A 24,472-nucleotide genomic window follows, 5' to 3' on the forward strand; every position below is an offset into this window, starting at 1 on the left:
ATGTAATCATTAACAAATAAATACATACATTTGCAAATAAACATATACATCAATTAATGCATCACTATTTGATACAATACAAAACATAAATAATATTATATAAAGGTGAAAATAATGGAACATTTAATTATAGGAACAGCAGGACACGTAGACCACGGTAAAACAGAACTAGTAAAAGCACTGACAGGCTGCGATACAGACAGACTGAAAGAAGAAAAACAAAGAGGGATGACTATTGAACTAGGATTTGCCCCCTTTCATTTAGATGGAAAGATTTTCTCTATCGTAGATGTACCAGGCCACGAAAAACTCATAAAAACAATGGTATCAGGTGCAACTGGAATGGATATGGCACTACTAATCATCGCAGCGGACGAAGGCATCATGCCACAGACAATTGAACACATCAACATACTCTCTATGCTAGACATAACCAATATAATCATAGTTATAACAAAAATAGACTTAATAAATAATGAAAGCCTAGACAACACAACAACCAAAATAAAATCTTTCATAAAAGAAACCCCTTTAAGAGAATCACCTATCTGTCAAGTATCCTCCAAACTAAATATAGGCATAGACAATCTTAAAAACATAATACTTAACCAATCCAAAACAATAAATAAAAAAAGGAATGCCGAATTATTCAGAATGCCCATAGACAGAGTATTCACCATAAAAGGTCATGGAACAGTAGTAACAGGAACAATAACAGGCGGCAAAATAACCAAAGATGATCATATTGAAATACTCCCAAACAAAATAAACTCAAAAGTTAGAGGAATCCAAGTACATGGTTCAGAAATGAATAAAGCCTACGCTGGTCAAAGATGCGCAATAAATCTAACCAAAGTAGAAAAATCATCAATAAACCGTGGCGACGTAATAGGAAAACCACAAGAATTATCCCCTACACTCTCCATAGATACCGTAATCTATAACTTAATGGACAACTACACAATAAAACACAACCAAAAAGTCAGATTACACATAGGAACAACAGAAGTACTAGGAAAAATAAAATTAATTCAACAAGACCAAATAGAAAAAAATCAAAAAGCCTACGCCAGAATAAGACTAGAAAAACCAGTTACAGCTGTATTCGGCGACAAATTCATAATACGCTCACTAACCCCAGTAATCACTATCGGAGGAGGCAGAATACTATCTCACAAATCACCTAAACTATCACACCTGCAAACTAAAACATTAGATTACTTCACTTTACTAGAACAAGCTAATCCAACCCATATAATCCTAAACCTACTACAAACCAACCATCAACTATTTACCATAGACAAAATATTCAAAAATCTATACATCAACCGACAAACCATCTATCAATCACTATCCACCCTACTAAACCAACAAAAGATACTAAAACTAAAAAACAAATACTATATCAGCAACGAAACAAACACCTACCTAAAACAACTAATAATAAAATCAATAGAAGAATACTACCAAAACAACAAATACACTATCTCAATAAACAAAGAAACCCTAAGAACTAAAACATTCCCAAAATGGAACAAAGACCAATTCGACACCCTATTAACCCAATACAATAAAAACAACCTACTAAGCATCTCAAAGGACCAAATCATCATGAACAAACAACAACGAATAACCCAAATATACCAAAACAATCAAATAAACAAACTAGAACAACTAATACTAAAAACCAACCTACAAGGCTTTAACACAACTAACACCACACAACCCAACATCAACACTAACCAACTAAACCACCAACTAAAGTTCCTCCAACAAATAAATAAAATAATAAAACTAAACCAAACCACCTACATCCATAAAACAAATTACGATAACCTACTAAACCATATCAACACCCTCTTCACCCAACAAAACAAAATAACAGTACAACAAGTAAGAGACACCCTACTAATAGGAAGAAAACAAACAATAATCCTCCTAGAATACCTAGACCAAATAGGCATAACCAAACGACAAAACAACCAACGAATCCAACTAAAAACCAAATAAATAAAATAAAAAAATCATTACACCCAACAAAAGTGGTATAGTATTCGTTTTACGCAGACCGGTCCTTCAGGAGAAAGGCAAGTAAAACGAATACTATACCACTTGCACTACACTAATCATTCCAATACTAAACCACTAATAATCTTTCCTTTTAATACTTCTTTTAATTTCAATACCACCTAAATTATTACTCCTAACATTAATCACCAAAATCTAACAAACAACTCCTTTATCATGATATTATTTATTCCCAACCTATTTTAATAATAAATTAACAATCTACCCCACCATCTACCACTACAATAAATCTGATAAAACGTTACCCTCCCCCATCCCATAAATTAAGATAATCCCCCCTCCCCATTACAAATAAATAGTCTCCAACCAAATTTGATTCAATTAATAAAGCTATAACAAAAAAACCTTAACTATCCATAAAATAACACCTAACTAGATGCTTTTTTCCCTTATACGATTTATCATATAGTTAAGAATATAAAGATAATATTAAACTGTAATAACTTTGTTAAAAAAATCCCACAAGGAGGTAAATAATGAAAGGAAAAACAATATCCAACCTAAACATTGGAGATACAGCTTCATTTCAAAAGACAATCACCGAATCTGACGTATACCTATATGCAGGTATAACAGGAGATCAGAACCCCGCACATATAAATCAGGTTGAAGCAGAAAAATCCATGTTCAAAGGTCGTATAGCCCACGGTATGCTTACCGCAGGACTAATTTCAGCAGTACTTGGAATGCAACTGCCAGGTCCAGGAACAATATATCTAGGTCAAGAACTAAAATTTACCGCTCCTGTCAGATTTGGAGATACTATAAAAGCACAAGTAGAAGTAATAGAGAAAAAAGAAGAAAAGAACATTATCAAACTAAAAACCATATGCACTAATCAAAAAGAAAAAATTGTACTAGAAGGAATAGCAACAGTCATGCCCCCAAAATAAAAATTAATAATAGAATCAATAATTACAAATATCAACAAAAAGGAGGAACCATTACATGGATTTTTCTATTTCCAACGAATATGAAATGCTGCAAAAAATGTACAGAGAATTTACAGAAAACGAAGTAAAGCCTCTGGCAAGTGAAGTAGATGAAGAAGAAAGATTTCCAGTAGAAACAGTAGAAAAACTTGCAAGATACGGGATGCTCGGTATCCCATTCCCAAAAGAAGTAGGTGGAAGCGGAGGAGACAACCTAGCCTATGCTATGGCAGTAGAAGAATTATCAAAAGCTTGTGCAACTACAGGAGTAATTGTATCTGCTCATACTTCCCTATGCGCTTGGCCTATATATCAATTTGGTACAAAAGAACAAAAAGAAAAATATCTTAAACCATTAGCAGAAGGCAAATTGTTAGGTGCCTTCGGACTAACTGAACCTAACGCAGGAACAGATGCCTCAGCGCAACAGACCACAGCAAGATTGGAAGATGATTATTACATATTAAACGGTTCAAAAATATTTATTACCAACTCAGGACATGCAGATATTTATATAATCATGGCAATGACTGACAAAAGTCTAGGAACAAGAGGTATCTCAGCCTTTATCGTAGAAAAAGATTATGAAGGATTCAGTGTTGGTAAAAAAGAATCAAAAATGGGAATAAAAGGTTCTGCAACTTGTGAACTAATATTCAGGGACTGTAAAGTTCCAAAACAAAACTTGCTAGGAAGATTGAACAGAGGCTTTGGTATTGCAATGAAAACCCTTGATGGTGGACGTATAGGTATAGCTGCACAAGCTCTTGGAATAGCTCAAGGTGCTCTTGATGAAACTATTAAATACGTAAAAGAGAGAAAACAATTCAATAAAGCTCTATCAAAATTCCAGAATACACAATTTACCATTGCAGATATGCAGACAAAAGTGGATGCTGCAAGATTGCTAGTATATAGAGCGGCAAGAGCCAAAGATAATGATGAACCTTATAGCTCTCATGCAGCTATGGCTAAACTGTTTGCGGCAGAAACAGCAATGGAAGTCACTACAAAAGCTGTACAGCTTCATGGTGGTTATGGTTATACAAGGGAATATCCAGTTGAAAGAATGATGAGAGATGCTAAGATAACAGAAATATACGAAGGAACTTCCGAAGTTCAGAAAATGGTAATAGCAACTGGTTTGCTAAAATAAGGAGGTCAGATAATGAATATAGTTGTTTGTATAAAACAGGTTCCTGACACAACAGAAGTTAAGCTCAATCCAGAAACAGGAACACTCATAAGAGATGGTATACCAAGTATTATCAACCCTGACGATAAAAGAGGACTAGAAGCAGCTCTAACATTAAAAGACAAATACGGTGGTGTTGTAACAGTAATAACAATGGGACCTCCACAGGCTAAAAATGCTCTTAGAGAAGCTTTGGCAATGGGAGCAGATGAAGGAATATTATTAAGCGATAGAGCCTTTGCAGGTGCTGATACCTGGGCAACATCAACTACTATTTCAAAAGCATTAGAGAAGCTTGACTATGATTTAATAATTGCAGGACGTCAAGCTATTGATGGGGATACAGCTCAAGTTGGACCTCAGATTGCTGAACATCTCAAGATACCTCATGTAAGTTATGTTGAGAATCTTATGAAGAAAGATGACAAACTAATACTCAAAAGAGCTTTTGAAGATGGATACCATATCATAGAAGTCAAAATGCCATGTTTGATTACTACTCTAAGTGAAATGAATAAACCAAGATATATGTCGGTTAGAGGAATAATTGATTCATATAGAGAAAAAGAAATAAAAGTATGGAAATTAGATGATTTAGATATAGATGACCGATCTACTATCGGACTTAAGGGTTCACCTACCAAAGTAAAAAAATCATTTACAAAAGGTGCTAAAACTGCAGGAAAAGTATTTGAAGTAGATAATGAAGAAGCGGCTAGCATAATTGTTAAGAAACTACAAGAAAAATACATTATATAACCAACGGGGAAAGGAGGTATAAGGATGAATATTAATGAATATAAAGGTGTAGTAGTATTTGTAGAACAAAGAGAAGGCATGATAAGCAAAGTCTCTCTAGAGCTTCTTGGTAAAGGAAGAGAACTAGCAGATAATCTAGGTGAAAAGATGACTGCGGTATTAATTGGATACGATATGATGGACAAAACAAAAGAACTAATCTATTATGGAGCAGATAAAGTTATCTATGCAGATGATAAGATTTTTGAAGTATATATGACAGAACCTTATACAAAAGCTATGAGTACAATTATAAATGATAGAAAACCTGAGATTGTATTATTTGGTGCAACAGCAATAGGAAGGGATCTTGCACCAAGAATTTCAGCAAGAATACATACAGGACTTACAGCAGATTGCACATCACTAGAGATTGATGAAGAAAATAATAATCTTCTTATGACAAGACCTGCTTTTGGCGGTAATATATTAGCAACAATCATATGTCCTAATTATAGACCCCAGATGTCAACAGTCAGACCAGGGGTTATGCAAAAGTTGGAAAAAGATACTTCAAGAGCAGGAGAAGTAGAACAATACAAGATTGACATCAACGAATCTGACATGACCTATAAAATTCTTGAAGTAGTAAAAGAAGAAAAAGAAAAAATCAATATTGAAGATGCCAATGTGCTTGTATCCGGCGGAAGAGGAATCGGCAAAGCTGACAACTTCACCATATTAAAGGAATTAGCCAAAGAATTGAAAGGACAGGTATCTGCATCTAGAGCGGTTGTTGATGCTGGTTGGATTAATAAAGACCATCAAGTAGGTCAAACAGGTAAAACTGTTAGACCAGGTTTATATTTTGCATGTGGTATATCTGGAGCTATTCAGCATCTGGCAGGTATGGAAGAATCAGATTTCATTATTGCAATAAATAAAGACTCGGAGGCACCAATATTCGAGGTAGCCGATTTAGGAATAGTTGGTGATGTCCACAAAGTTATACCTGAATTGATTAACCAGTTGAAAATTGTTAAAGAAAATAGGTAGGAAGCCAATTATATATGGAAAATCAATAGTAGAAAACCTTGTAGTATACCAGCATCATTTTATTATAGGATGATCTGATAAGATTAGATACTACAAGGTTTTCTACATTCAATATTTAATTATCAGAAAATTGATAAGGAAGAGTTAAAGTAACTTTGGTACCCTTGCCAACTTGACTGCTATAGGATAATCCATATTCATTACCAAAATATAGTTGTATCCTTTCTTGGATGTTCTGTATTCCTATACCACTAAATTTTTTTCTGAGATGCTTATCATTTTTAATATTATCCAAGGTCTTTTCATCCATTCCAGTACCATTATCAGTAACTTCAATAACAAGGTTATTATCTCTTATAAAAGCCTTAATCTCAATAATACCATTATCATCCAGATTTTCAAAACCATGAAAGATAGCATTTTCAACAATTGGTTGAAGAATAAAACGTAAAACTATACAATCCAAGGTATTTTCTTCAAAAGAATAGATTACTTTGAAAATATTGCCGTATCTATAATTTTGTACGGTAATATAATTTTTGATACTATTTATTTCTTCAGATAACTTAACTGATACATCTTCTTTGGAAATATTGTATTTCAGAAGATTGATTATAGCAGTAACCATGTCGCTTATATTATCCACATTCTGTAATATGGCAAGCCACTTGATGGAATCCAATGTATTATAAAGAAAATGTGGGTTTATTTGAGCTTGCAAGATCTTGAATTCCATATCAGCCTTTTTCTTCTGCTGGTCTAATATCTTTTTAATCAATTCGTTGATCTTAATTATCATATTATTAAAAGAAGTACTTAATTGTCCTAACTCATCATTACTTCTTACTGTAATCCGTACGTTAAGATTTCCTTGTTCAACTAACTTTATCTTTGTTATTAGTTTCTTAATAGGCTTAGTCAGTGCATTAGATACTAAAAAAGAAGCAATTAATGAAATAACGATTACAACAAGAAATATGGTAATAGCCATAGAACCCAGATAATTAGTATTTTTATGTATTTTATCTGTTGCTCTGATAGTAATTATTTTCCAATCACTATTATCAATTATTTGTGAAACTATGATACTTTCTTTTCCGAAAACCTTAGTATTCAATTTTGTTTTTTCAAGGGTTAGGAGTTGGGGATTCTCTTCAATTACATTATCCAATCTCACATTATAGGGAAAAGTGAAAATGGTTTCACCTTTGCTGTTTATGACAATTACTTTTTCGCTGTTTTCAATTGATGACATGGTAAATATTTCTTCAAGATAATTATAGTTGATATCAATTATTATTGTTCCTAGATTTTCCCCTGAAGGAAATTGAAATACTGGTTTTACATAAGAGATAACATATAATTCTGAAAATAGGTGGTAAGTATTTGGGTGAATACTTGTATAGAATTCTTCTAAGGACATATCCTTATTAAGCATGGAATCATATTTCTCTCTTAACTGATTTTCACGGATAGCCCAATCGCTTGTGAAGAACTGACTATCATGTCCTATTATATATATACCTTTTATGAATTCATTTACACTAATAATATTTTTCAACATAGTATTGACTTCATTTTCTATCATGGCTTTTTCCGTGTCATTAGGCGATATATCCCTCTTTAATTCATTTAATATTTCTTCATTAGATGACAAAAGAGTAGAAGTATTTGTTACCAATTTCAGGAATAATTCAATATTATGTTTAGTTTCATTTGATGATTGAATGGAATATTGTATTTCGTTGGTTTTAAGGGTTTGGAAAAAAAGTACATATACTACATAACTGATACATATCAATGACAAGGTAGTCAGTAAACATATTGATAAAAATAATTTACTTCTAATAGTTACTTTTTTCATTAAGATACCTCTTTCATATAATTTGGTTTATATAGTTGTAATGTAAAAACTAACATATGAAAAACGGATTGAGACGATTAATTGGATATTTTTACTGTGTGGAAACATTTTTGGATTGCAGTTTATGTCAAATATGCTATAATTATATCATATTATAGCATATAATTTCATTAAAATTATAGTTTGGGGTGAGATATGAAAAAAATACTAATTGCAGATGACGAATTTTTGGTTAGGGTTGGACTTAGGACAACCATTAATTGGGAAGAAAATGGTTATATTATCGTAGGAGAAGCTAAAAACGGAAAAGAAGCAATAGAACTCTTTGATAAATTTGATCCAGATATTCTTTTGACAGATATTCAAATGCCTATAATTAATGGATTGGAGCTTATACAAATTCTAAAAGATAAAAAACCATCATTAAAAGCTGTCATACTCACTCATTATGATGATTTTAGTTATGCAAAAGAAGCCATTTCTCTAGGCGCCTCTGAATATATTTTGAAATCTAATTTATCACCTAATAATTTATTGAATATATTAAATAAGTTCAATGACGAATTGAACATTGATGAAAGAAAAAGTGCAGTTAAGAAAAAGGTTGATAAGACTGCAGGTTATACATATGATGAAAGAAATTTGGAAAAGATATTAACTGGAAAATCTGATTCAAAAGCAGAGATAAAATCATTATTAAGAAACAGTAACATAACCCTTGGTTTACAATCCTTTGCCGTAGTTACTACAGAAATTTATATTGATGAAGTATTAGCTTCTAGATATATGGATATAAAGGATTTGTTGAAAACGGTTATTACAGTTTCAAGTAATACTTTTCTAGAAAGTAAAATACCATTCTTTCATTTTGTTAAGGACAATGGTATAACCTATCTATTTAACTTGGATTGTAATAAAGATGATGTTGAATCAAAAGAGAGGATTATTTATCTAATAAAGAAGATGAAAAAGTCAGTTCAGCAATTTCTGGATGTTTGTCTGAATATAGGTATAAGTGAAATAGATGATGATATGAGTAATCTTCCTGCATTATATGAACAGACAACTATTGCATTACAATATTCTTTTTTTGATGATTCACAGGATATTGTGCTATATAACAAGGAAATGAATATTAATCACGATAAATGCCCTGTAATAGATTCTAAGATTCTAAAAAAACATATTAAGACTTTTAGTATAAAAGAGTTAGATAGATATATATATAATATTTTTGAGGAATTATATAGATATAAGAATATCCATTTTGTTAAAGATATATTTATTGATTTTTTAAGCCAGGCAAAATTCATATCAAAAGAATTGAATATGAATAGAGATAAATCCCTTAATGAGAACAAATTCAATTATGATAATTTTGAACAACTATATAGTTTTGAAATGGTGAAAAAATATGTTGTTGATATTTATCATGAGATAACTAAGTTCAATGTAACTAATAAATCAAATAAATATTCTTATATTATTTCAAAAGTAATCGAATATATCAAAGATAATTATGATAAAGATATAGCATTATCGGAAGTTGCCAATTACGTTCAGATCAGCAAAAGTTATTTGAGCCTACTCTTCAAACAAGAGACAGGAATCAATTACAGTAGTTTCCTTACTAACATGCGTATAGAAAAATCAAAAAAATTCTTACTTGATTCTAATTATAAAATCTATGAAGTAGCAGAAAAAGTTGGATTTGATAATCCTTATTATTATAGTAAGGTTTTCAAGGATATTACAGGAATGACATGTAAAGATTATAGAAAATTAAATATGTAATAAAAATTTTATGCACTACTAAATTATTTTACTATTTTATAAAAATAATTTAGTAGTTTTTTTTATGGTGCAAAAAAATACGATATGTTGTGAAAATGTTAAAAATATATCAAAAAATATTGTAGAAAATAGAAAGATTATTCATTTTAAATTATAAAATTAACCTGTATAATGTGAAATATAAACAAAAAACATTGGAAAACAGTAGAAAAAACCATAATAATAACCATAATTCTTGAGACGATTATGATGGATATAACCAAATGAATGAGGAAAGATAGTTGTAAGAGGATTTCTAGCTTCATGATACTTCTTTACTATTGAATAGAAAAATTAAGGAAGGGGGCAGTTAGTTGCTGCTTAAGGTGATTCTGCTACAGAAGAAGTATTATATTAAGCTGAAATATACATTATTAAGGAGGAAGAGGTATGATTAAAAGTATTTGGAAAAGATCACTTAGTTTTGGATTAATCTTGGTTTTCTTATTTTCTTTAACAGCTTGCGGTGGTAAAAATTCAATCAGTACACCAAATCAATCCGATGATTCAACTAAAAAAGTTAAAGAAGAAGCAAAGAAAACTGGATTTAGCTGGGACATGGCTAAAGGAGAAGAAATAAAAATTCTTTTTAATCAACATCCTTATGCAGAAGCAGTTATTAAGAAGATTCCTGATTTTGAGGAGAAGACAGGAATCAAAGTAGACTACTCTATTACTCCAGAAGAAAATTATTTTGATAAGGTAACAACGTCATTGAACAGTCGTTCAGGAGATCCTGATATATTTATGACTGGTGCATACCAGATATGGGAATATGCGCCTCCAGGATATATACAAGATCTAAGTGAATTTATTGATGACCCTAATATGACAGCAAGTGATTATAATATCGATGATTTCTATTCAGGAATACTCGGAGCATTAAGATGGGATTTAGTACCTGGGCATAAGACAGGAACAGGTCCTCAATGGGCACTTCCTATGGGATTTGAAGCTTACACTTTAGCATATAACAAAAGAATATTTGAAGAGAATGGATTAAAACCACCTAAAACTATGGAAGAGCTTCTTGATGTAACAACTAAGTTAAATGAATTTGATGGTAAAGGAACATATGGATTAGCTCTTCGTGGTTCAAGAAACTGGGCGACCATTCATCCAGGTTATATGTCCACATTTGTCAACTATGGAGCAAAAGATTTTGAAATAAAAGACGGAAAACTAGTTTCAATGGTTAACTCTAAGGAAGCTGTTGAGATGACAGATATGTGGGCTAAATTAATTAGGGCTGGGGGCTCTCCTTCATGGTCAAGTTATACATGGTATCAAGCATCAGCGGATCTAGGGGCAGGAAAAGCGGCTATGTTATTTGATGCAGATGTTGTTAGTTATTTCCAAAATCCAGAAGGAGCTTCAAAAGAAGCTGGAAACATTTCATGGGTTAGTGCACCATTGCCAGAAGGAAAAACAGAAGTTAATTCTAATCTATGGACTTGGGCATTAGCTATGAATAAAGAATCAAAACATAAACAGGCAGCGTGGTTGTTCTTACAATATTTCACTGGAAAAGAATATTCTTTATGGGCATCAGTGAATGCAAAAGTAGTTAATCCAGCACGTCAATCAGTATTTGAACATCCTGATTTTGTTGAAGTAATTAAAAAAGCAGATGGATATGCAGAAGTATTTAAAGAAACTATAGATGGTACAACTATTCAATTTACACCACAACCTCATTTCTTCGAAACTACAACTGAATGGGCAGCTACATTACAGGAAATTGTAGCAGGTAAATTTGGTTCAACACAAGAGGGTATGGATGCGTTACAAAAGAAAATAAATAAAACAGTAGAAGACATCGAAGTAGAATAGTCTATCATTACTAATCAAGGAGGATATCAATCCTCCTTGTATTAAACAGGGGGACTGAAAATGAGTACACAAAACAAAACAATTGTCGATATCAATCATTACACGAAAATTCCATTTCTAGTTAAAGCTAGACCTTATCTAATTATGCTACCAGCATTATTAATTACTATAGGAATACTATATCCCTTTGGTATTGCTATATATTATTCTTTAACCAATTTTTCTTTCAGAAGTCCTACATTCAAGTTTGTCGGGTTCAAAAACTGGTCGGATATGTTTCTTAACAGAGATTTTTGGCATGCGGTATTAGTTACTGGAAAATATGCATTATTTACAACAGGTTCAGAAATGTTATTAGGTCTAGGGATAGCGTTGTTATTAAGTAGAGCAAGTCGTTTTACAAAAATATTGAAGGTAGTATTGATATTCCCGTTAATGATTGCTCCTGTAATAGCTACATTGATATGGCAATTAATGACCAACACATCTGTTGGTATTCTAGAAAAATTCTTAAATATATTTGGGATATACAATTTCCCTTGGGCTTCATCAGCAAAAACAGCAATGTTCACAGCTACGGTTATAGATATCTGGGTGTATGCACCTTTTGTTATCATATTGATTCTGGCAGGTATTCAATCTCTACCAAAATCACCTTTTGAATCAGCAAAAATAGATGGTGGTTCAGCATGGTTCACTTTTAAGACATTAACACTGCCTATGCTCAAACCCTATATGTACATAGCTCTTATTTTTAGGTTAATGGCTTCTTTACAGGAATTTTCTATTATATTTGCGTTAACAAAAGGTGGACCAGGAGATACTCTCATGAACCTATCCATAACTGGATATAACACAGGATTTGCTTTCTTGAAACTTGGTAAGTCGTTGCCGTATGTATTGTTCCTATGGATCATTATATATGTTATCAGTAAAAAGTTGGTTGGTAAATGGCTCAAGGTTCAGAAAAATGCAAGTGGTAACTAGAGGAGGATTAGAATGGATAGACATAGAATGCGTATTTTAGGTAAGATAGGAAGAAATACTTTATTAGCAATTTATGCAATATTTGCATTGTTTCCACTATTATGGATGATTATAATTACTTTTAAAAGTGATACAGAAATGTATACTACCACTTTTTTCTTCAAACCTACTCTTGACAACTATGTAGAAGTATTATTGAAAACCAATTATTTCAAGGCATTCTTGGATAATATCATAGTAAGTAGTGGTGCGGTTATTATATCAGTAATCGTAGGTGTTCCAGCAGCGTATGCCCTTGCACGTTATAACTTCAAGAGAAAAGAAGACTTGGCTTTTACAATATTATCTTTTAGATTTGCTCCTGAGATATTAGTTATCCTACCATTATTCATGATATATCAGCAATTAGGTATTTATGATACTTATTTTGGCTTGATATGGGTATATCAATTGATAACATTACCTTTATTGATATGGGTGCTGAGAGGTTATTTTGAAGATATCTCAGTAGAAGTGGAGCAGGCGGCACAACTTGATGGTTACTCATGGTACCATGTCTTCTGGAAGATACTATTGCCATTGATAAAACCTGGACTCGTGGCATCTGCACTACTATCATTCATTTTTGCTTGGAATAGCTTTACATTCCCACTATTATTGAATGGTTTCAAAATCGAAACAGTTACAGTAGCTTCATTAAAATATATTGCTTCAGATACAGTACATTATGGACAAATGGCAGTAGCATCAACAATAGCAGCATTGCCTGAGGTCATATTAGCCTTAATCATTCAAAAACACTTAGTAAGAGGTTTAAGTTTTGGAGCGGTAAAAGGATAAGGAGATGAATTCATGGCTCATATTGAATTAGATAATATAACAAAAAAGTTTAATAAAGTTACTGCACTTAATAATATCAGTCTAGAAGTTAAAGATAAAGAATTCTTTGTCTTATTTGGTCCGGCAGGTGCAGGAAAAACCACCATCTTGAAAACAATAGCAGGAATTGAATTTCCTAATGAAGGATTAGTGAAAATAGATAAAGAGATTGTTAATCTTATTGAACCAGCCAAAAGAAATGTTTCCATGGTATTTGAGAATTATGCACTGTACCCTCATATATCTGTCTATGATAACATAGCATCACCTATGAGAAGTCCTCTATATAAGAAGGATGAGGAGTTTATAAAAAAAGAAGTCTACAGGGTTGCTTCCATGATGAAAATAGATCATCTCATGGATAGACTGCCAAGTCAGCTGAGTAACGGTCAAAGACAGCGTGTTGCTCTTGGGAGATGTCTGGTTAGAGAACCTAATGTATTCTTGATGGATGAACCATTGGCACATCTTGATGCTAAGCTTAGACATTTTATGAGAGCTGAACTGAAAGAAATGCAGTCAAGTTTTAATACTACAACCATCTACGTAACTCACGATTATCTTGAAGCATTAAGTCTTGGAGACAGAATAGGAATAATTAACAATGGTGCCATTGAACAAGTTGGAACAGCAGATGAGGTCTATTATACTCCTGCTAATGAATTTGTTGCAAGATTGATTGGAGAACCAGAGATAAATATATTCAATGTTGATCTAGTCAATGATAATGGAAAGCTGAAAGTCAATATGCTGGGACAAGATAGATTATTCCAACTAGAAGATGAAGTCATAGGTACACTTGCTAAACATGATAAAGAGATTGTTGACTTAGGCATAAGAGGAACTAACATCAGCTATAGTTTAGGTAAGGAAGATGATGATTATATCAAGGGTATAGTATATAGTCTAGAACCTATAGGCAATAAATCCGTTTTGATAGTTAACGTAAATGATGAACTAATAAGATTGATTGCGCCTAATAATCTGCAAGCTAAATTGGATTCGGAAATTTACATAAAAATAGATATGAAGAATGCCCTGTTTTTTGATAGTGAAGATAAAACATTTATCATTAGAAATAATCAAGAGAGGCTGATAAAGGGGATGGCATAATGGCAAAGCTGATATTGAAGAATGTTTATAAAAGATATGACAATAACAAGAAAAAGAATAAGAAACAGAATGATTATGCGGTTAATGATTATAGCCTAGAATGTAAAGACGGTGAGTTTATTGGTATACTTGGTCCTTCAGGGTGCGGAAAAACAACAACTTTACGTATGATTGCGGGACTTGAAGATATTACTAGTGGTGATATTTTTATTGGAGAGACCAAAGTCAATGATTTACATCCGAAAGAAAGACATATTGGTCTAGCCTTTGAAGATTATGCTTTGTATCCACCACTTAATGTATATGACAACATCGCTTTTAATCTAAGAGCTAAAAAAGTAAATGAAGAAGATATACATAAAGAAATAATGAGAATAGCTCCTATATTAAAAGTAGATGACTTGTTGGACAGCAGACCAGTTGGTCTTAGCGGCGGACAAAAACAACGTGTCAACATTGCAAGAGCTATAGTGAGAAAACCAAAACTATTATTACTGGATGAACCCTTATCCCACTTGGATGGAAAGATGAGACAGGTTCTAAGGACAGAAATAAAAAGGCTACACAAAGAAATAAAATGTACAACTATAATTGTTACCCATGACCAGCTGGAGGCAATGTCCCTTGCGGATAGAATAGCTATCATGAAAGACGGTAAATTACAACAATTCGGGTCACCATTGGAAGTATATGATAATCCTGTAAATGAATTCGTAGCTGGTTTTATTGGAGAGCCTCCTATGAATCTTATGACAGTAGATATAACAAAACAGGACAATGAGTTATTCTTCGATTTTAAGGGAAGTGATGTAAGAATCGGGGTTCCCAAGAGATACCAATCCATTGTGAAGGAAGGTATGACGGTAAAATTAGGGGTAAGACCTACAGACTTGCTGATTGGAAACGAAGCTAGCAAAGGTTCAAAAGTGAAGGTAGCGGTATTTGAGAATCTAGGAGAAGAAAGACGTATAAGCATAAGAGTAGGACAAGAATTCCTTACCCTTATTACCACAGAAGAAATACGATATAAGCAAGGTGACATCATCAAATTGGAAGTCAATGCAGAAAAAACGCATTTATTTGATATTAAGTCAGGAGAAAGAATAAACCCATAAATAAATTAAAGGAGGATTATTTATGTCAAATTTACCAGAAAAGATGAAAGCATTAGTAGCTTACGCACCAATGGACTATCGCTTGGAAGAGGTTGATGTTCCAAGAGCAGGAGAAGGAGAAATTGTTATTAAATTAGAAGCTTGTGGTGTTTGTGCAGGAGATATAAAAGCATATCGTGGAGCGCCTAGTTTCTGGGGTGGAGAAGGAAATCCAGCATATATAAAAGCACCTATGATTCCTGGTCATGAATTTATTGGTACCATCGTAGAAATGGGACCTAATGTAAAAGGTGATTTCAAATTAGGTGACAGGGTTATATCTGAACAAATCGTTCCTTGCTGGGAATGCAAATTCTGTAAGACAGGAAGACATTGGATGTGTCAAAAGCATGATGTATATGGATTCCAAAACAACGTTAATGGTGGTATGGCAGAATATATGAAGTTTCCTAAGGAATCATTGAATTATCATGTTCCAAAAGACCTGCCAATAGAAAAAGCTATATTGATTGAACCATATGCTTGTTCAAAACATTGTGTTGATAGAGGAAATATAGGAAATGAAGATGTAGTAGTACTATCAGGTTCTGGAACACTTGGACTTGGTATGGTAGGAGCTATAAAACAAAAGAACCCAAAATTATTGATTGTACTAGACCTGAAAGATGACCGTTTAGAGCTAGCTAAAAAATTCGGTGCAGACATGGTAATGAATCCAGCCAAAGAGGATGTAATTGAAAAGATAATGGAACTTACAGAAGGTTATGGATGTGATGTCTATATAGAAGCAACTGGACATCCAAAGAGCGTACAACAAGGCTTGGAAGCCATAAGAAAAATGGGTACATTCGTTGAATTCAGCGTATTCAAAGACTTGGCGACTGCTGATTGGAGTATCATAAGTGACAGAAAAGAACTGAACCTTTTTGGTGCTCACCTTAGCCCATATTGCTACGAGCCTGTTATTGAATGGATTGGTAATGGTAAGTTACCTACAGAAGGTGTTGTAACTCATAAATTACCATTAGAAGAATGGAAAAAGGCTTTTGAAATAGCAGAAAAGGGAGATAATTCTCTAAAAGTGATTTTAATGACATAAAAGAAGATATTAGGATTAGAGGTCTAATCAATACCAATTTACATAGGGAGGGATATTATGTCTATTGTAATCGGATGTGACGAAGCTGCATATGAGCTGAAAGAAAAGATAAAAGCATATTTAATAGAGATTGGTCAAGAAGTTGAAGATTATGGAGTATATGATAATGAGCCTGTACTATATCCTGACATGGCAGTAAAAGTTGCTAAGGCAGTAAAAGATGGAAAATTCCAAAGAGGGATATTGATTTGTGGTACAGGTATTGGTATGGCAATAACTGCTAATAAGGTACCAGGTATAAGAGCTGCTGTATGCCATGACCCGTACTCTGCTGAAAGAGCAAGAAAAAGTAATAATGCTCAGATTATGGCAATGGGAGCTAGAGTCATTGGTGCAGAATTGGCTAAACAGTTAGTATCTATCTGGCTTGATTCTGAATTCCAATATGGTGGTTCTCTACCAAAGGTTGAAAGAATAAGCGAATATGAGAAGGAATTCCAGAAAAGTTGTAGTTGATAATTATCACGATAAAATTATGTATTCAATGAATCATACATATATAGAAAGGAAAATGTATATGCAAAGAATTATTAATAATCCAAATGAAGTTGTAGAAGACATGTTAAAAGGTTTTGTCAAGACACATTGTGATATAGTCGATAAAACTGATAATTCAAGAGTACTGAAGTATAAGAATGCTCCAATAGAAGGAAAAGTGGGTGTTGTAACAGGTGGAGGCTCAGGTCATAAACCAGCTTTTATTGGATACATTGGCAAAAATATGATAGATGCAGTTGCTATCGGTGAGATATTTTCTTCACCTACCGCAAAGGCATTCTATGATTCATTTAAAGCGGCGAATTCAGGCAATGGAGTAGCATGTTTATATGGAAATTACGCTGGAGATAACATGAATGTAAAAATGGCGTTGGAAATGGCAAAAATGGAGGGCATTGAAGTAAAAACAGTTGTAGCTAATGACGATGTTGCTTCCGCACCTAAGACTGAAAGAGAAAAAAGACGAGGTGTTGCCGGTGAGATTATCATGTGGAAAGTAGGAGGAGCAAAAGCGGCTCAAGGTGGTAGTCTTGATGAGGTTATTGAAGTATCTCAAAGAGCAATAGATAATACTAGAAGTGTAGGAATTGGACTTTCACCTTGTACAATACCTGCTGTAGGTAAGCCTAACTTCACCATAGAGGAAGGTACTATGGAAGTCGGTATAGGTCATCATGGAGAACCAGGAATAAAAGTAAGTGAACTGAAAACAGCAGATGAAATGGCTGAATCTATGCTTGATATAATATTGCCTGATTATCCTTTTGTAGAAGGTGATGAAGTAGTGGCTTTAGTATCTGGACTTGGTGCCACTTCAGTTATGGAATTATATATTTTATATAATAAGGTAGAAGAAATATTAACAGAAAAAGGAATCAAAGTCCATAAATCCTATGTGGGTAATTATTTTACTTCACTTGATATGATGGGAGTTACATTGACATTGACAAAACTGGATGATGAGTTAAAAGAACTTATAGACGTTGAAGTAGACACAATGGGACTTACACAATTTGGCTCTAAATGATTGATAATCATGAATTTTATAAGGAGTGGAAAAAATGGCTTATATATTAAATAAAAACAGTTCTATCATTGTAGACAACTTAATTGAAACAATAATCAATAATACAGAATATCTAAGTGAGATTGATGGAGCAATTGGTGATGGTGATCATGGTATAAATATGAACAAAGGTTTTTCTATATGCAAAACCAGATTGGCTGACAAAGAAGTCAATCTAGCAGAAGCTCTCAAGACATTGGGTCTCGTACTAATGATGGAGATTGGAGGTTCCATGGGACCTCTATATGGTACATTCTTTGTAGAAATGTCAAAGGTCATCAGTGATAAAGAAGAAATCGATAAAGATGTTTTCGGTAAAATGTTAAACGCAGCTTTAAAAGGTTTACAATCATTAGGTAATGCCAAGGTTGGAGACAAGACCATGATGGATACTTTAGTTCCTGCAGTAGTGAAATTTGACAAAGAAATTGGTGAAGGAAAAAGTTTTGTGGAAGCATTACAAGCCATGAAGACAGCAGCAGAAAAAGGAAAAGATTCAACAAAGGACCTTGTAGCAAAAGTAGGTAGAGCCAGTAGATTGGGTGAAAGATCAAGAGGTGTATTAGATGCAGGAGCTGTATCTTGTAATTTAATACTAGCATGTATAATTGATTCTGTGATAGAATTAATTGAAGATATGTAATGACAAAATGAATTTACATATGAATGGAGAGATTGTATGAAGAATGCTATAGTTGCTCAGTCAGGAGGACCTACAGCAGTTATTAATGCCAGTGCTATTGGGGTAATTAACGGTATACTAGAAAGCAATTATTATGACAGAATATATGGTGGGATCAATGGTATTCAAGGAATTCTAGATAATAGAATTATTGATCTGACTAATCTTGACATTAACCAATTAGAATGTATTAAATACACACCTTCTTCATTTCTTGGATCATGCAGGTATAAATTAAAAGATTGCGATGAACAAGAGGAAGAGTATCTACGATTATTTCAGATACTGGATGAGTATGATATACATACACTGTTTTACATTGGTGGAAATGATTCCATGGATACTGTTAGCAAACTAAGCGAATATGCCAAGTTAAGAGGCTTGAACAAACAAGTAATAGGTATACCTAAGACTATTGACAATGACTTATGTCATACAGATCATACACCTGGATATGGTAGTGCAGTCAAGTACATTGTAACCACAATCTTAGAGACATATTTGGATTTTAACGCTTACTCCAATAAAGGCATTTTTATTTTAGAGACAATGGGAAGAGATACTGGTTGGTTAGCAGCGAGTGGTGTTCTTGCAAAAATAAATGGAAAAGCCATTGTAGACTTTATATATTTACCTGAAATAGAGTTCTCACCCGAAAAATTTCTAAAAGAGGTTGAAGAAAAGTACAAAGAACAAAAGTCAGTTTATATAATTGTTTCAGAAGGTATCAAGGATAGTTCAGGAGAATATTTTTTTGGTGTTAATTCCACAGACCATGATGCGTTTTCTCACTCCCAGCTGGGAGGAGTGGGGCAATATTTGAAAAAGTTAATCCTTGAAAGAGGTATTGCCACAAGAATTAAGACCTTTGAACTTAATATAGCTCAAAGATGCAGCATGCATTGTGTATCTGATAGAGATATTGAAGAAGCGTTTATTTTAGGCAAAGAGGCAGTACAAGAATCTGTGGAGGGATACACAGGCTTTATGATTGGAATTGAGAGATTGCAGGATAATCCATATAAAATGCAGACTTTTAGGGTTGATGCATCATCAGTAGCAAATAATATAAAACATTTTCCTGCTGAATGGATTAATGAAGAAAAGAATAATGTCAAGAGTGATGCTATTGATTACATAGCTCCTTTAATAACCTTATCTCAAGATTTATCAATTGATAGTGGACTGCCAGAATACTTTTGCTTAGAAAAAAAGTAAATATATATAATTATCAAGGGAGTAATACTATGGAAATGTTTTATAGTATTACTTCTTTTTATCATATAGGGAATTTAAACTTTTGCAATTATTAATTAAAGTTTTACTGTTTAATATTTACAATAATATATTAAAAATATCAAATTATTAAATTAAACAAAGTATTTTGAGTTTTATTTAAAAAATATTATGGTCAATTACATACATTGTGGTATAATTGATTTACATATTAAATATCCTATAAAAAAGTCTTATTTCTTAATTTTGAAATAAGGCTTCTTCATTCAAAAAATACATTATATATGAGTTTTTTCAAAATTACTTCTATAATTATAAAAATATATTCATAGATTTAACATCTTTATGTTATAATATGATGATAAAAATAATAGGAGTGATAAAAATGGAAAAAGTTATAGTTATTAATAATGATGTATTTGGTCATGGAGATAGAATTTTAGGTGAAAAGTTAATGGGGGCTTTTCTAAAGAAAATCTGGGCTAGAAATGAAAAACCAGAAGCAATATTGTTCTATAATGCTGGCGTAAAACTTACAGCAAAAGGTTCAACAGTTCTTGATGTGCTTACTGGATTAAGTGAATCAGGTGTTGAATTGTTGGCATGTGGAACATGTATCAATTTCTATGAATTGAAAGATAAGATGATGGTTGGCAGGATAAGTAATATGGAGGAGATTTCATCAACCATGATGGAAGCAAAAAGTGTAATAACAATCTAAAAATTGATTGGAGGAAAGGTGTTATGGGTAAGTTGGCTGTAATAGCTATTGGGGGTAATTCTTTAATCAAAGATAAAAGGCAATCAGTAGACGATCAATACATAGCGGTCTGTGAAACAGTGAAACATATTGTTGATGTAATTGAAGAAGGATATGAAGTAATTGTAACACATGGGAATGGTCCACAAGTTGGATTTATCATGAGACGCTCAGAAATAGCTCATGAAACTGATGATATGCATCTTGTACCTTTGGTTAACTGTGATGCAGATACACAAGGTGCCATAGGATATCAAATACAACAAGCATTACAGAATGAATTTCATAAAAGAGGAATGAAGAAAAAGGCTACTACTGTCGTAAGCCAAGTTGAGGTTGATAAAAATGACAAAGCTTTTTCAAACCCTTCTAAACCAATTGGTTCATTCTATAGTGAAGACAAGATAGACAAAATAAAAGAAGAGCATCCTAATTGGATATTGATAAATGATTCAGGAAGAGGATACAGAAGAGTTGTGCCATCACCTATGCCAATAAATATTATTGAACAAGATTCAATAGAATTGTTGATAGAAAAAGGTGTTACAGTTATAGCTGTAGGTGGCGGCGGAATACCTGTTATAAGAGATGAAGAAGATAATTTGATAGGTGTTAATGCTGTAATAGATAAAGATAATGCATCAAGTTTATTAGCTGGTGAACTGAATGCCGATTTATTTATTATATCTACTGCAGTACCTAATGTATGCATTAATTTTGGTAAAGAGAATGAAGAAAAGCTTCATGATGTGGGTATGGACAAAATAAAGAATCTACGAAATGAAGGACATTTCGCTCCAGGAAGTATGCTTCCTAAGATTAATGCTTGTATAAATTTCCTTGAGAATGGTGGAAAAAAAGCTATAATTACATGTCCTGAAGAATTGAAAGAAGCAGTTATGGGAGATAAGGGAACTATAATATCAAAATAGGGTATATAGAAAATTATTGAAGAATTCTTCATTATAGATTACAATATAATGGAAACAATAAAAATGATATCAATATATTTACGAAAGGTGATAATAATGGAGAATAAAAACCCTATAGTTACAATGGAAATTGAAAATGGTAATAAGATTGAAATAGAATTATATCCTAATATAGCACCAAACACAGTTAATAACTTTATTTCATTAGTTAAAAAAGGATTTTATGATGGACTTACTTTTCATAGAGTAATCCCTGGTTTCATGATTCAAGGTGGATGTCCAGAAGGTACTGGAATGGGTGGCCCAGGATATTCAATAAAAGGCGAATTCAACATGAATAGATTCACTAATGATCTAAAACATACAAAAGGTGTAATATCTATGGCTAGATCAGCTAATCCTAATTCAGCTGGTTCACAATTTTTCCTAATGGTTGCAGATGCACCACATTTAGATGGTCAATATGCAGCATTCGGTAAAGTGGTTTCTGGTATAGAAGAGGCTGATAAAATAGTAAGTGTTGATAGAGATTATCAAGATAAACCTTATGAACCACAAATAATAAAAAAAGTTACTGTAGATACATTTGGTGTAGAATATGATGAAGTAGTTACAGTGTAACAATGTGATTATATAAACCATATATTGTTTGCTTAGCATTATTAATAGCTAAGCAATCATATATGGTTTTCGTTTTTTTAGATTATATATAAACGTACTATTAATCGTACGATATATTTTAATGTTGACAATAATCGTATGATGATATATAATTATTGTACGAGGTGATGATGATGGAATATAATAATCTAAAGAAAACAATTACAGCGACAGAACTAAAGAATAATCTAGGGAAATACTTGGATTATGCAATTGATGACAATGAAATTGTCATAACCAAAAATGGAAAAAAAGCAGCAAGACTAACTCCATACATTACTGATATCGAACGATATTATACAGTAAGGGAAGAAGCAGTGGACTATCAATATGGAGGTAAAAAGGTATCATATGAAGAATTTATGGAGATATATGAGAAAAGTGAATTGAGAATGGAGTTTATTAATGGAGAGATCATCATTTTAGGTTCTCCCAGTACATTTCATCAAGAAATATCAGGTAATCTTTATGTTATATTAAGAGGTTTCCTGAAAGGTAAGAAGTGTAAAGTATTCTATGCACCATTTGATGTACATTTCAATAAAATTGATTTCAAGGAACCAGATGTCATGCAGCCTGATTTGTTGATTGCTTGTGATACAGAAGACACAGTTAACGAAAGAGGACGTTATATGGGAACACCTACACTTGTAGTAGAGATTTTATCACCAAGTACAAGATCTAGAGATATGGTAGATAAATTGAATACTTATATGTTATCAGGTGTAAAAGAATTTTGGGTGATTGACCCTAAGAAAAAAGATGTATTAGTATATGGGTTTGATAAATTTCAAATAGAGGAATTTTGTTCTTATAAACCAGGTGATATACTCAAGTCTTACCACTTTGAAGATTTAGAGGTTAGTATTAATGATATATTTGAGTTAATTTAATTATTATTAATTATATAGTAATAATTTCTAAACATTTTCATGATATACTCATTGAGACAATTATAATTAGCAAAAGTGAGGAGAAACATTAATGAGAAAGATAATTATGTTTTTAGTAATATTCGCAGTATTAATTTCAGGATGCAGTCCATCTAATAAGAAAGATAAATTAGATGTAAATGTATACAAATCAAATGAATCAAGTAAAAGTATTGTTGTTAATGAGGATAATGATGAAAAAGTTATAGAAGATGATATAGTAGATGATAAAATTACTTTAGATAAAATTTTTCCAGATGAAATAGGATTTGGTTGGATATATAACGGAACATTGGATTATGGTAGAAATGAAACAATAACCAAATGTTACACAGAAGATGGTGTTAAGCATATCATTATTGAAGGTGAAGAAGATGATCTTAGTGATGGAGAGAGTGGTCAAGATCCTACATTCACAAAAGATTTTCAAATAACTGATGATGGAATAAAATTAAGCCACAAAGGTTCACCTGTTTATCTTGACAACCGAGAATTCTATTTGTTGAAAACACCTATTGAAGTGGGTAATGCATGGGAACATGAATGGTATTATGGTGCAAAAGCCAAAACGGCAATAATTGATGTCACTGATACTACTGTCATAACGGAAACAGTAATAACTGAGGATAATGACGAATATTATTTTAAGAAAGCCAGAACAACATTTGAACAAGGTAAAGGGATATCAACATTAGAAAAAATAGCAGATGAAGATTTTACTATTACCGAAAAAATATATACTTTTGGAAAGGATTATCTAAAAGAAGAAACGAATACAGAAAGTTGAGTCATCAATAATAGTGATATTTATATTGAGTGGATAAGAGTGTATCAGATAGGTCTGGTATACTCTTTTTTTGCTAAATATTTTCTTGACACAATATATGATTTGTATTAACATATACTTAGTAATA

The 24,472-nt window shown here is 32.5% G+C and carries 22 protein-coding genes; 21 read left to right on the forward strand and 1 reads right to left on the reverse strand.

Annotation, left to right across the window (positions count from 1 at the left end):
* The first annotated feature begins 114 nt into the window (after nucleotides 1-114).
* The 5 genes from selB to HYG85_RS17755 all read left to right on the forward strand — a co-directional run bounded on the left by selB (nucleotide 115) and on the right by HYG85_RS17755 (nucleotide 6,009).
* Nucleotides 115-2,010 (forward strand): selenocysteine-specific translation elongation factor, encoded by a 1,896-nt coding sequence (selB, locus tag HYG85_RS17735; protein WP_212690782.1) that lies wholly within the window; start codon nucleotides 115-117, stop codon nucleotides 2,008-2,010.
* 554 nt (nucleotides 2,011-2,564) lie between these two features.
* Nucleotides 2,565-2,981 carry a MaoC family dehydratase gene (locus HYG85_RS17740; RefSeq protein ID WP_113674364.1) on the forward strand — a complete coding sequence of 139 codons (417 nt, stop codon included), beginning with the start codon at nucleotides 2,565-2,567 and terminating at the stop codon, nucleotides 2,979-2,981.
* Between the two features lie 55 nt (nucleotides 2,982-3,036).
* Nucleotides 3,037-4,176: an acyl-CoA dehydrogenase gene (locus HYG85_RS17745; protein ID WP_212690783.1), complete on the forward strand. Its 1,140-nt coding sequence runs from the start codon at nucleotides 3,037-3,039 to the stop codon at nucleotides 4,174-4,176.
* A 12-nt stretch (nucleotides 4,177-4,188) separates the two neighbouring features.
* On the forward strand, nucleotides 4,189-4,974 hold the full coding sequence (locus HYG85_RS17750; protein ID WP_212690784.1) for an electron transfer flavoprotein subunit beta/FixA family protein: 786 nt from the start codon (nucleotides 4,189-4,191) through the stop codon (nucleotides 4,972-4,974).
* Nucleotides 4,975-4,998: 24 nt separating this feature from the next.
* Nucleotides 4,999-6,009: an electron transfer flavoprotein subunit alpha/FixB family protein gene (locus HYG85_RS17755; RefSeq protein WP_212690785.1), complete on the forward strand. Its 1,011-nt coding sequence runs from the start codon at nucleotides 4,999-5,001 to the stop codon at nucleotides 6,007-6,009.
* Nucleotides 6,010-6,124: 115 nt separating this feature from the next.
* Here the strand turns inward: HYG85_RS17755 and HYG85_RS17760 are convergent, their stop codons facing one another.
* A complete protein-coding gene (locus HYG85_RS17760; protein WP_212690786.1) occupies nucleotides 6,125-7,873 on the reverse strand; it encodes a cache domain-containing sensor histidine kinase in 1,749 nt (582 codons plus the stop codon).
* A gap of 195 nt (nucleotides 7,874-8,068) precedes the next feature.
* Between HYG85_RS17760 and HYG85_RS17765 the strand changes: the two genes are divergently transcribed.
* From HYG85_RS17765 to HYG85_RS17840, 16 genes are all read left to right on the forward strand, one after another.
* Nucleotides 8,069-9,667 (forward strand): response regulator, encoded by a 1,599-nt coding sequence (locus tag HYG85_RS17765; RefSeq protein WP_212690787.1) that lies wholly within the window; start codon nucleotides 8,069-8,071, stop codon nucleotides 9,665-9,667.
* 429 nt (nucleotides 9,668-10,096) lie between these two features.
* Nucleotides 10,097-11,539, forward strand: coding sequence for an ABC transporter substrate-binding protein (locus HYG85_RS17770; RefSeq protein ID WP_212690788.1), 1,443 nt, complete (start codon nucleotides 10,097-10,099; stop codon nucleotides 11,537-11,539).
* Between the two features lie 60 nt (nucleotides 11,540-11,599).
* Nucleotides 11,600-12,526, forward strand: coding sequence for a carbohydrate ABC transporter permease (locus HYG85_RS17775; protein WP_113674371.1), 927 nt, complete (start codon nucleotides 11,600-11,602; stop codon nucleotides 12,524-12,526).
* Between the two features lie 12 nt (nucleotides 12,527-12,538).
* The gene (locus HYG85_RS17780; RefSeq protein WP_113674372.1) at nucleotides 12,539-13,366 is read left to right on the forward strand and encodes a carbohydrate ABC transporter permease; all 828 of its coding nucleotides are present in this window, start codon (nucleotides 12,539-12,541) and stop codon (nucleotides 13,364-13,366) included.
* A 12-nt stretch (nucleotides 13,367-13,378) separates the two neighbouring features.
* On the forward strand, nucleotides 13,379-14,518 hold the full coding sequence (locus tag HYG85_RS17785; RefSeq protein WP_212690789.1) for an ABC transporter ATP-binding protein: 1,140 nt from the start codon (nucleotides 13,379-13,381) through the stop codon (nucleotides 14,516-14,518).
* Nucleotides 14,518-15,633 (forward strand): ABC transporter ATP-binding protein, encoded by a 1,116-nt coding sequence (locus HYG85_RS17790; RefSeq protein WP_212690790.1) that lies wholly within the window; start codon nucleotides 14,518-14,520, stop codon nucleotides 15,631-15,633. The genes HYG85_RS17785 and HYG85_RS17790 overlap by 1 nt, the downstream gene beginning before the upstream one ends.
* Nucleotides 15,634-15,655: 22 nt before the next feature.
* On the forward strand, nucleotides 15,656-16,732 hold the full coding sequence (locus HYG85_RS17795) for an MDR/zinc-dependent alcohol dehydrogenase-like family protein (protein WP_212690791.1): 1,077 nt from the start codon (nucleotides 15,656-15,658) through the stop codon (nucleotides 16,730-16,732).
* A gap of 57 nt (nucleotides 16,733-16,789) precedes the next feature.
* On the forward strand, nucleotides 16,790-17,248 hold the full coding sequence (gene rpiB, locus HYG85_RS17800; RefSeq protein ID WP_212690792.1) for a ribose 5-phosphate isomerase B: 459 nt from the start codon (nucleotides 16,790-16,792) through the stop codon (nucleotides 17,246-17,248).
* A gap of 61 nt (nucleotides 17,249-17,309) precedes the next feature.
* Nucleotides 17,310-18,317, forward strand: coding sequence for a dihydroxyacetone kinase subunit DhaK (locus tag HYG85_RS17805; protein WP_212690793.1), 1,008 nt, complete (start codon nucleotides 17,310-17,312; stop codon nucleotides 18,315-18,317).
* 34 nt (nucleotides 18,318-18,351) lie between these two features.
* Entirely contained in the window at nucleotides 18,352-18,999 is a 648-nt protein-coding gene (gene dhaL / locus HYG85_RS17810; protein ID WP_212690794.1) for a dihydroxyacetone kinase subunit DhaL, read from the forward strand.
* A gap of 36 nt (nucleotides 19,000-19,035) precedes the next feature.
* Nucleotides 19,036-20,256 (forward strand): 6-phosphofructokinase, encoded by a 1,221-nt coding sequence (locus HYG85_RS17815; RefSeq protein ID WP_212690795.1) that lies wholly within the window; start codon nucleotides 19,036-19,038, stop codon nucleotides 20,254-20,256.
* 403 nt (nucleotides 20,257-20,659) lie between these two features.
* Nucleotides 20,660-20,995 carry a sulfurtransferase-like selenium metabolism protein YedF gene (yedF, locus tag HYG85_RS17820; RefSeq protein ID WP_212690796.1) on the forward strand — a complete coding sequence of 112 codons (336 nt, stop codon included), beginning with the start codon at nucleotides 20,660-20,662 and terminating at the stop codon, nucleotides 20,993-20,995.
* A gap of 23 nt (nucleotides 20,996-21,018) precedes the next feature.
* Entirely contained in the window at nucleotides 21,019-21,966 is a 948-nt protein-coding gene (arcC, locus tag HYG85_RS17825) for a carbamate kinase (RefSeq protein ID WP_212690797.1), read from the forward strand.
* Nucleotides 21,967-22,062: 96 nt separating this feature from the next.
* Nucleotides 22,063-22,587 carry a peptidylprolyl isomerase gene (locus HYG85_RS17830; protein WP_212690798.1) on the forward strand — a complete coding sequence of 175 codons (525 nt, stop codon included), beginning with the start codon at nucleotides 22,063-22,065 and terminating at the stop codon, nucleotides 22,585-22,587.
* A 170-nt stretch (nucleotides 22,588-22,757) separates the two neighbouring features.
* On the forward strand, nucleotides 22,758-23,519 hold the full coding sequence (locus tag HYG85_RS17835) for a type II toxin-antitoxin system prevent-host-death family antitoxin (RefSeq protein WP_330619125.1): 762 nt from the start codon (nucleotides 22,758-22,760) through the stop codon (nucleotides 23,517-23,519).
* 91 nt (nucleotides 23,520-23,610) lie between these two features.
* Nucleotides 23,611-24,345, forward strand: coding sequence for a hypothetical protein (locus tag HYG85_RS17840; protein ID WP_212690799.1), 735 nt, complete (start codon nucleotides 23,611-23,613; stop codon nucleotides 24,343-24,345).
* The last annotated feature ends 127 nt before the right edge of the window (nucleotides 24,346-24,472 follow it).

This window comes from Vallitalea guaymasensis (assembly GCF_018141425.1).
Taxonomy (GTDB): Bacteria; Bacillota; Clostridia; order Lachnospirales; family Vallitaleaceae; genus Vallitalea; species Vallitalea guaymasensis.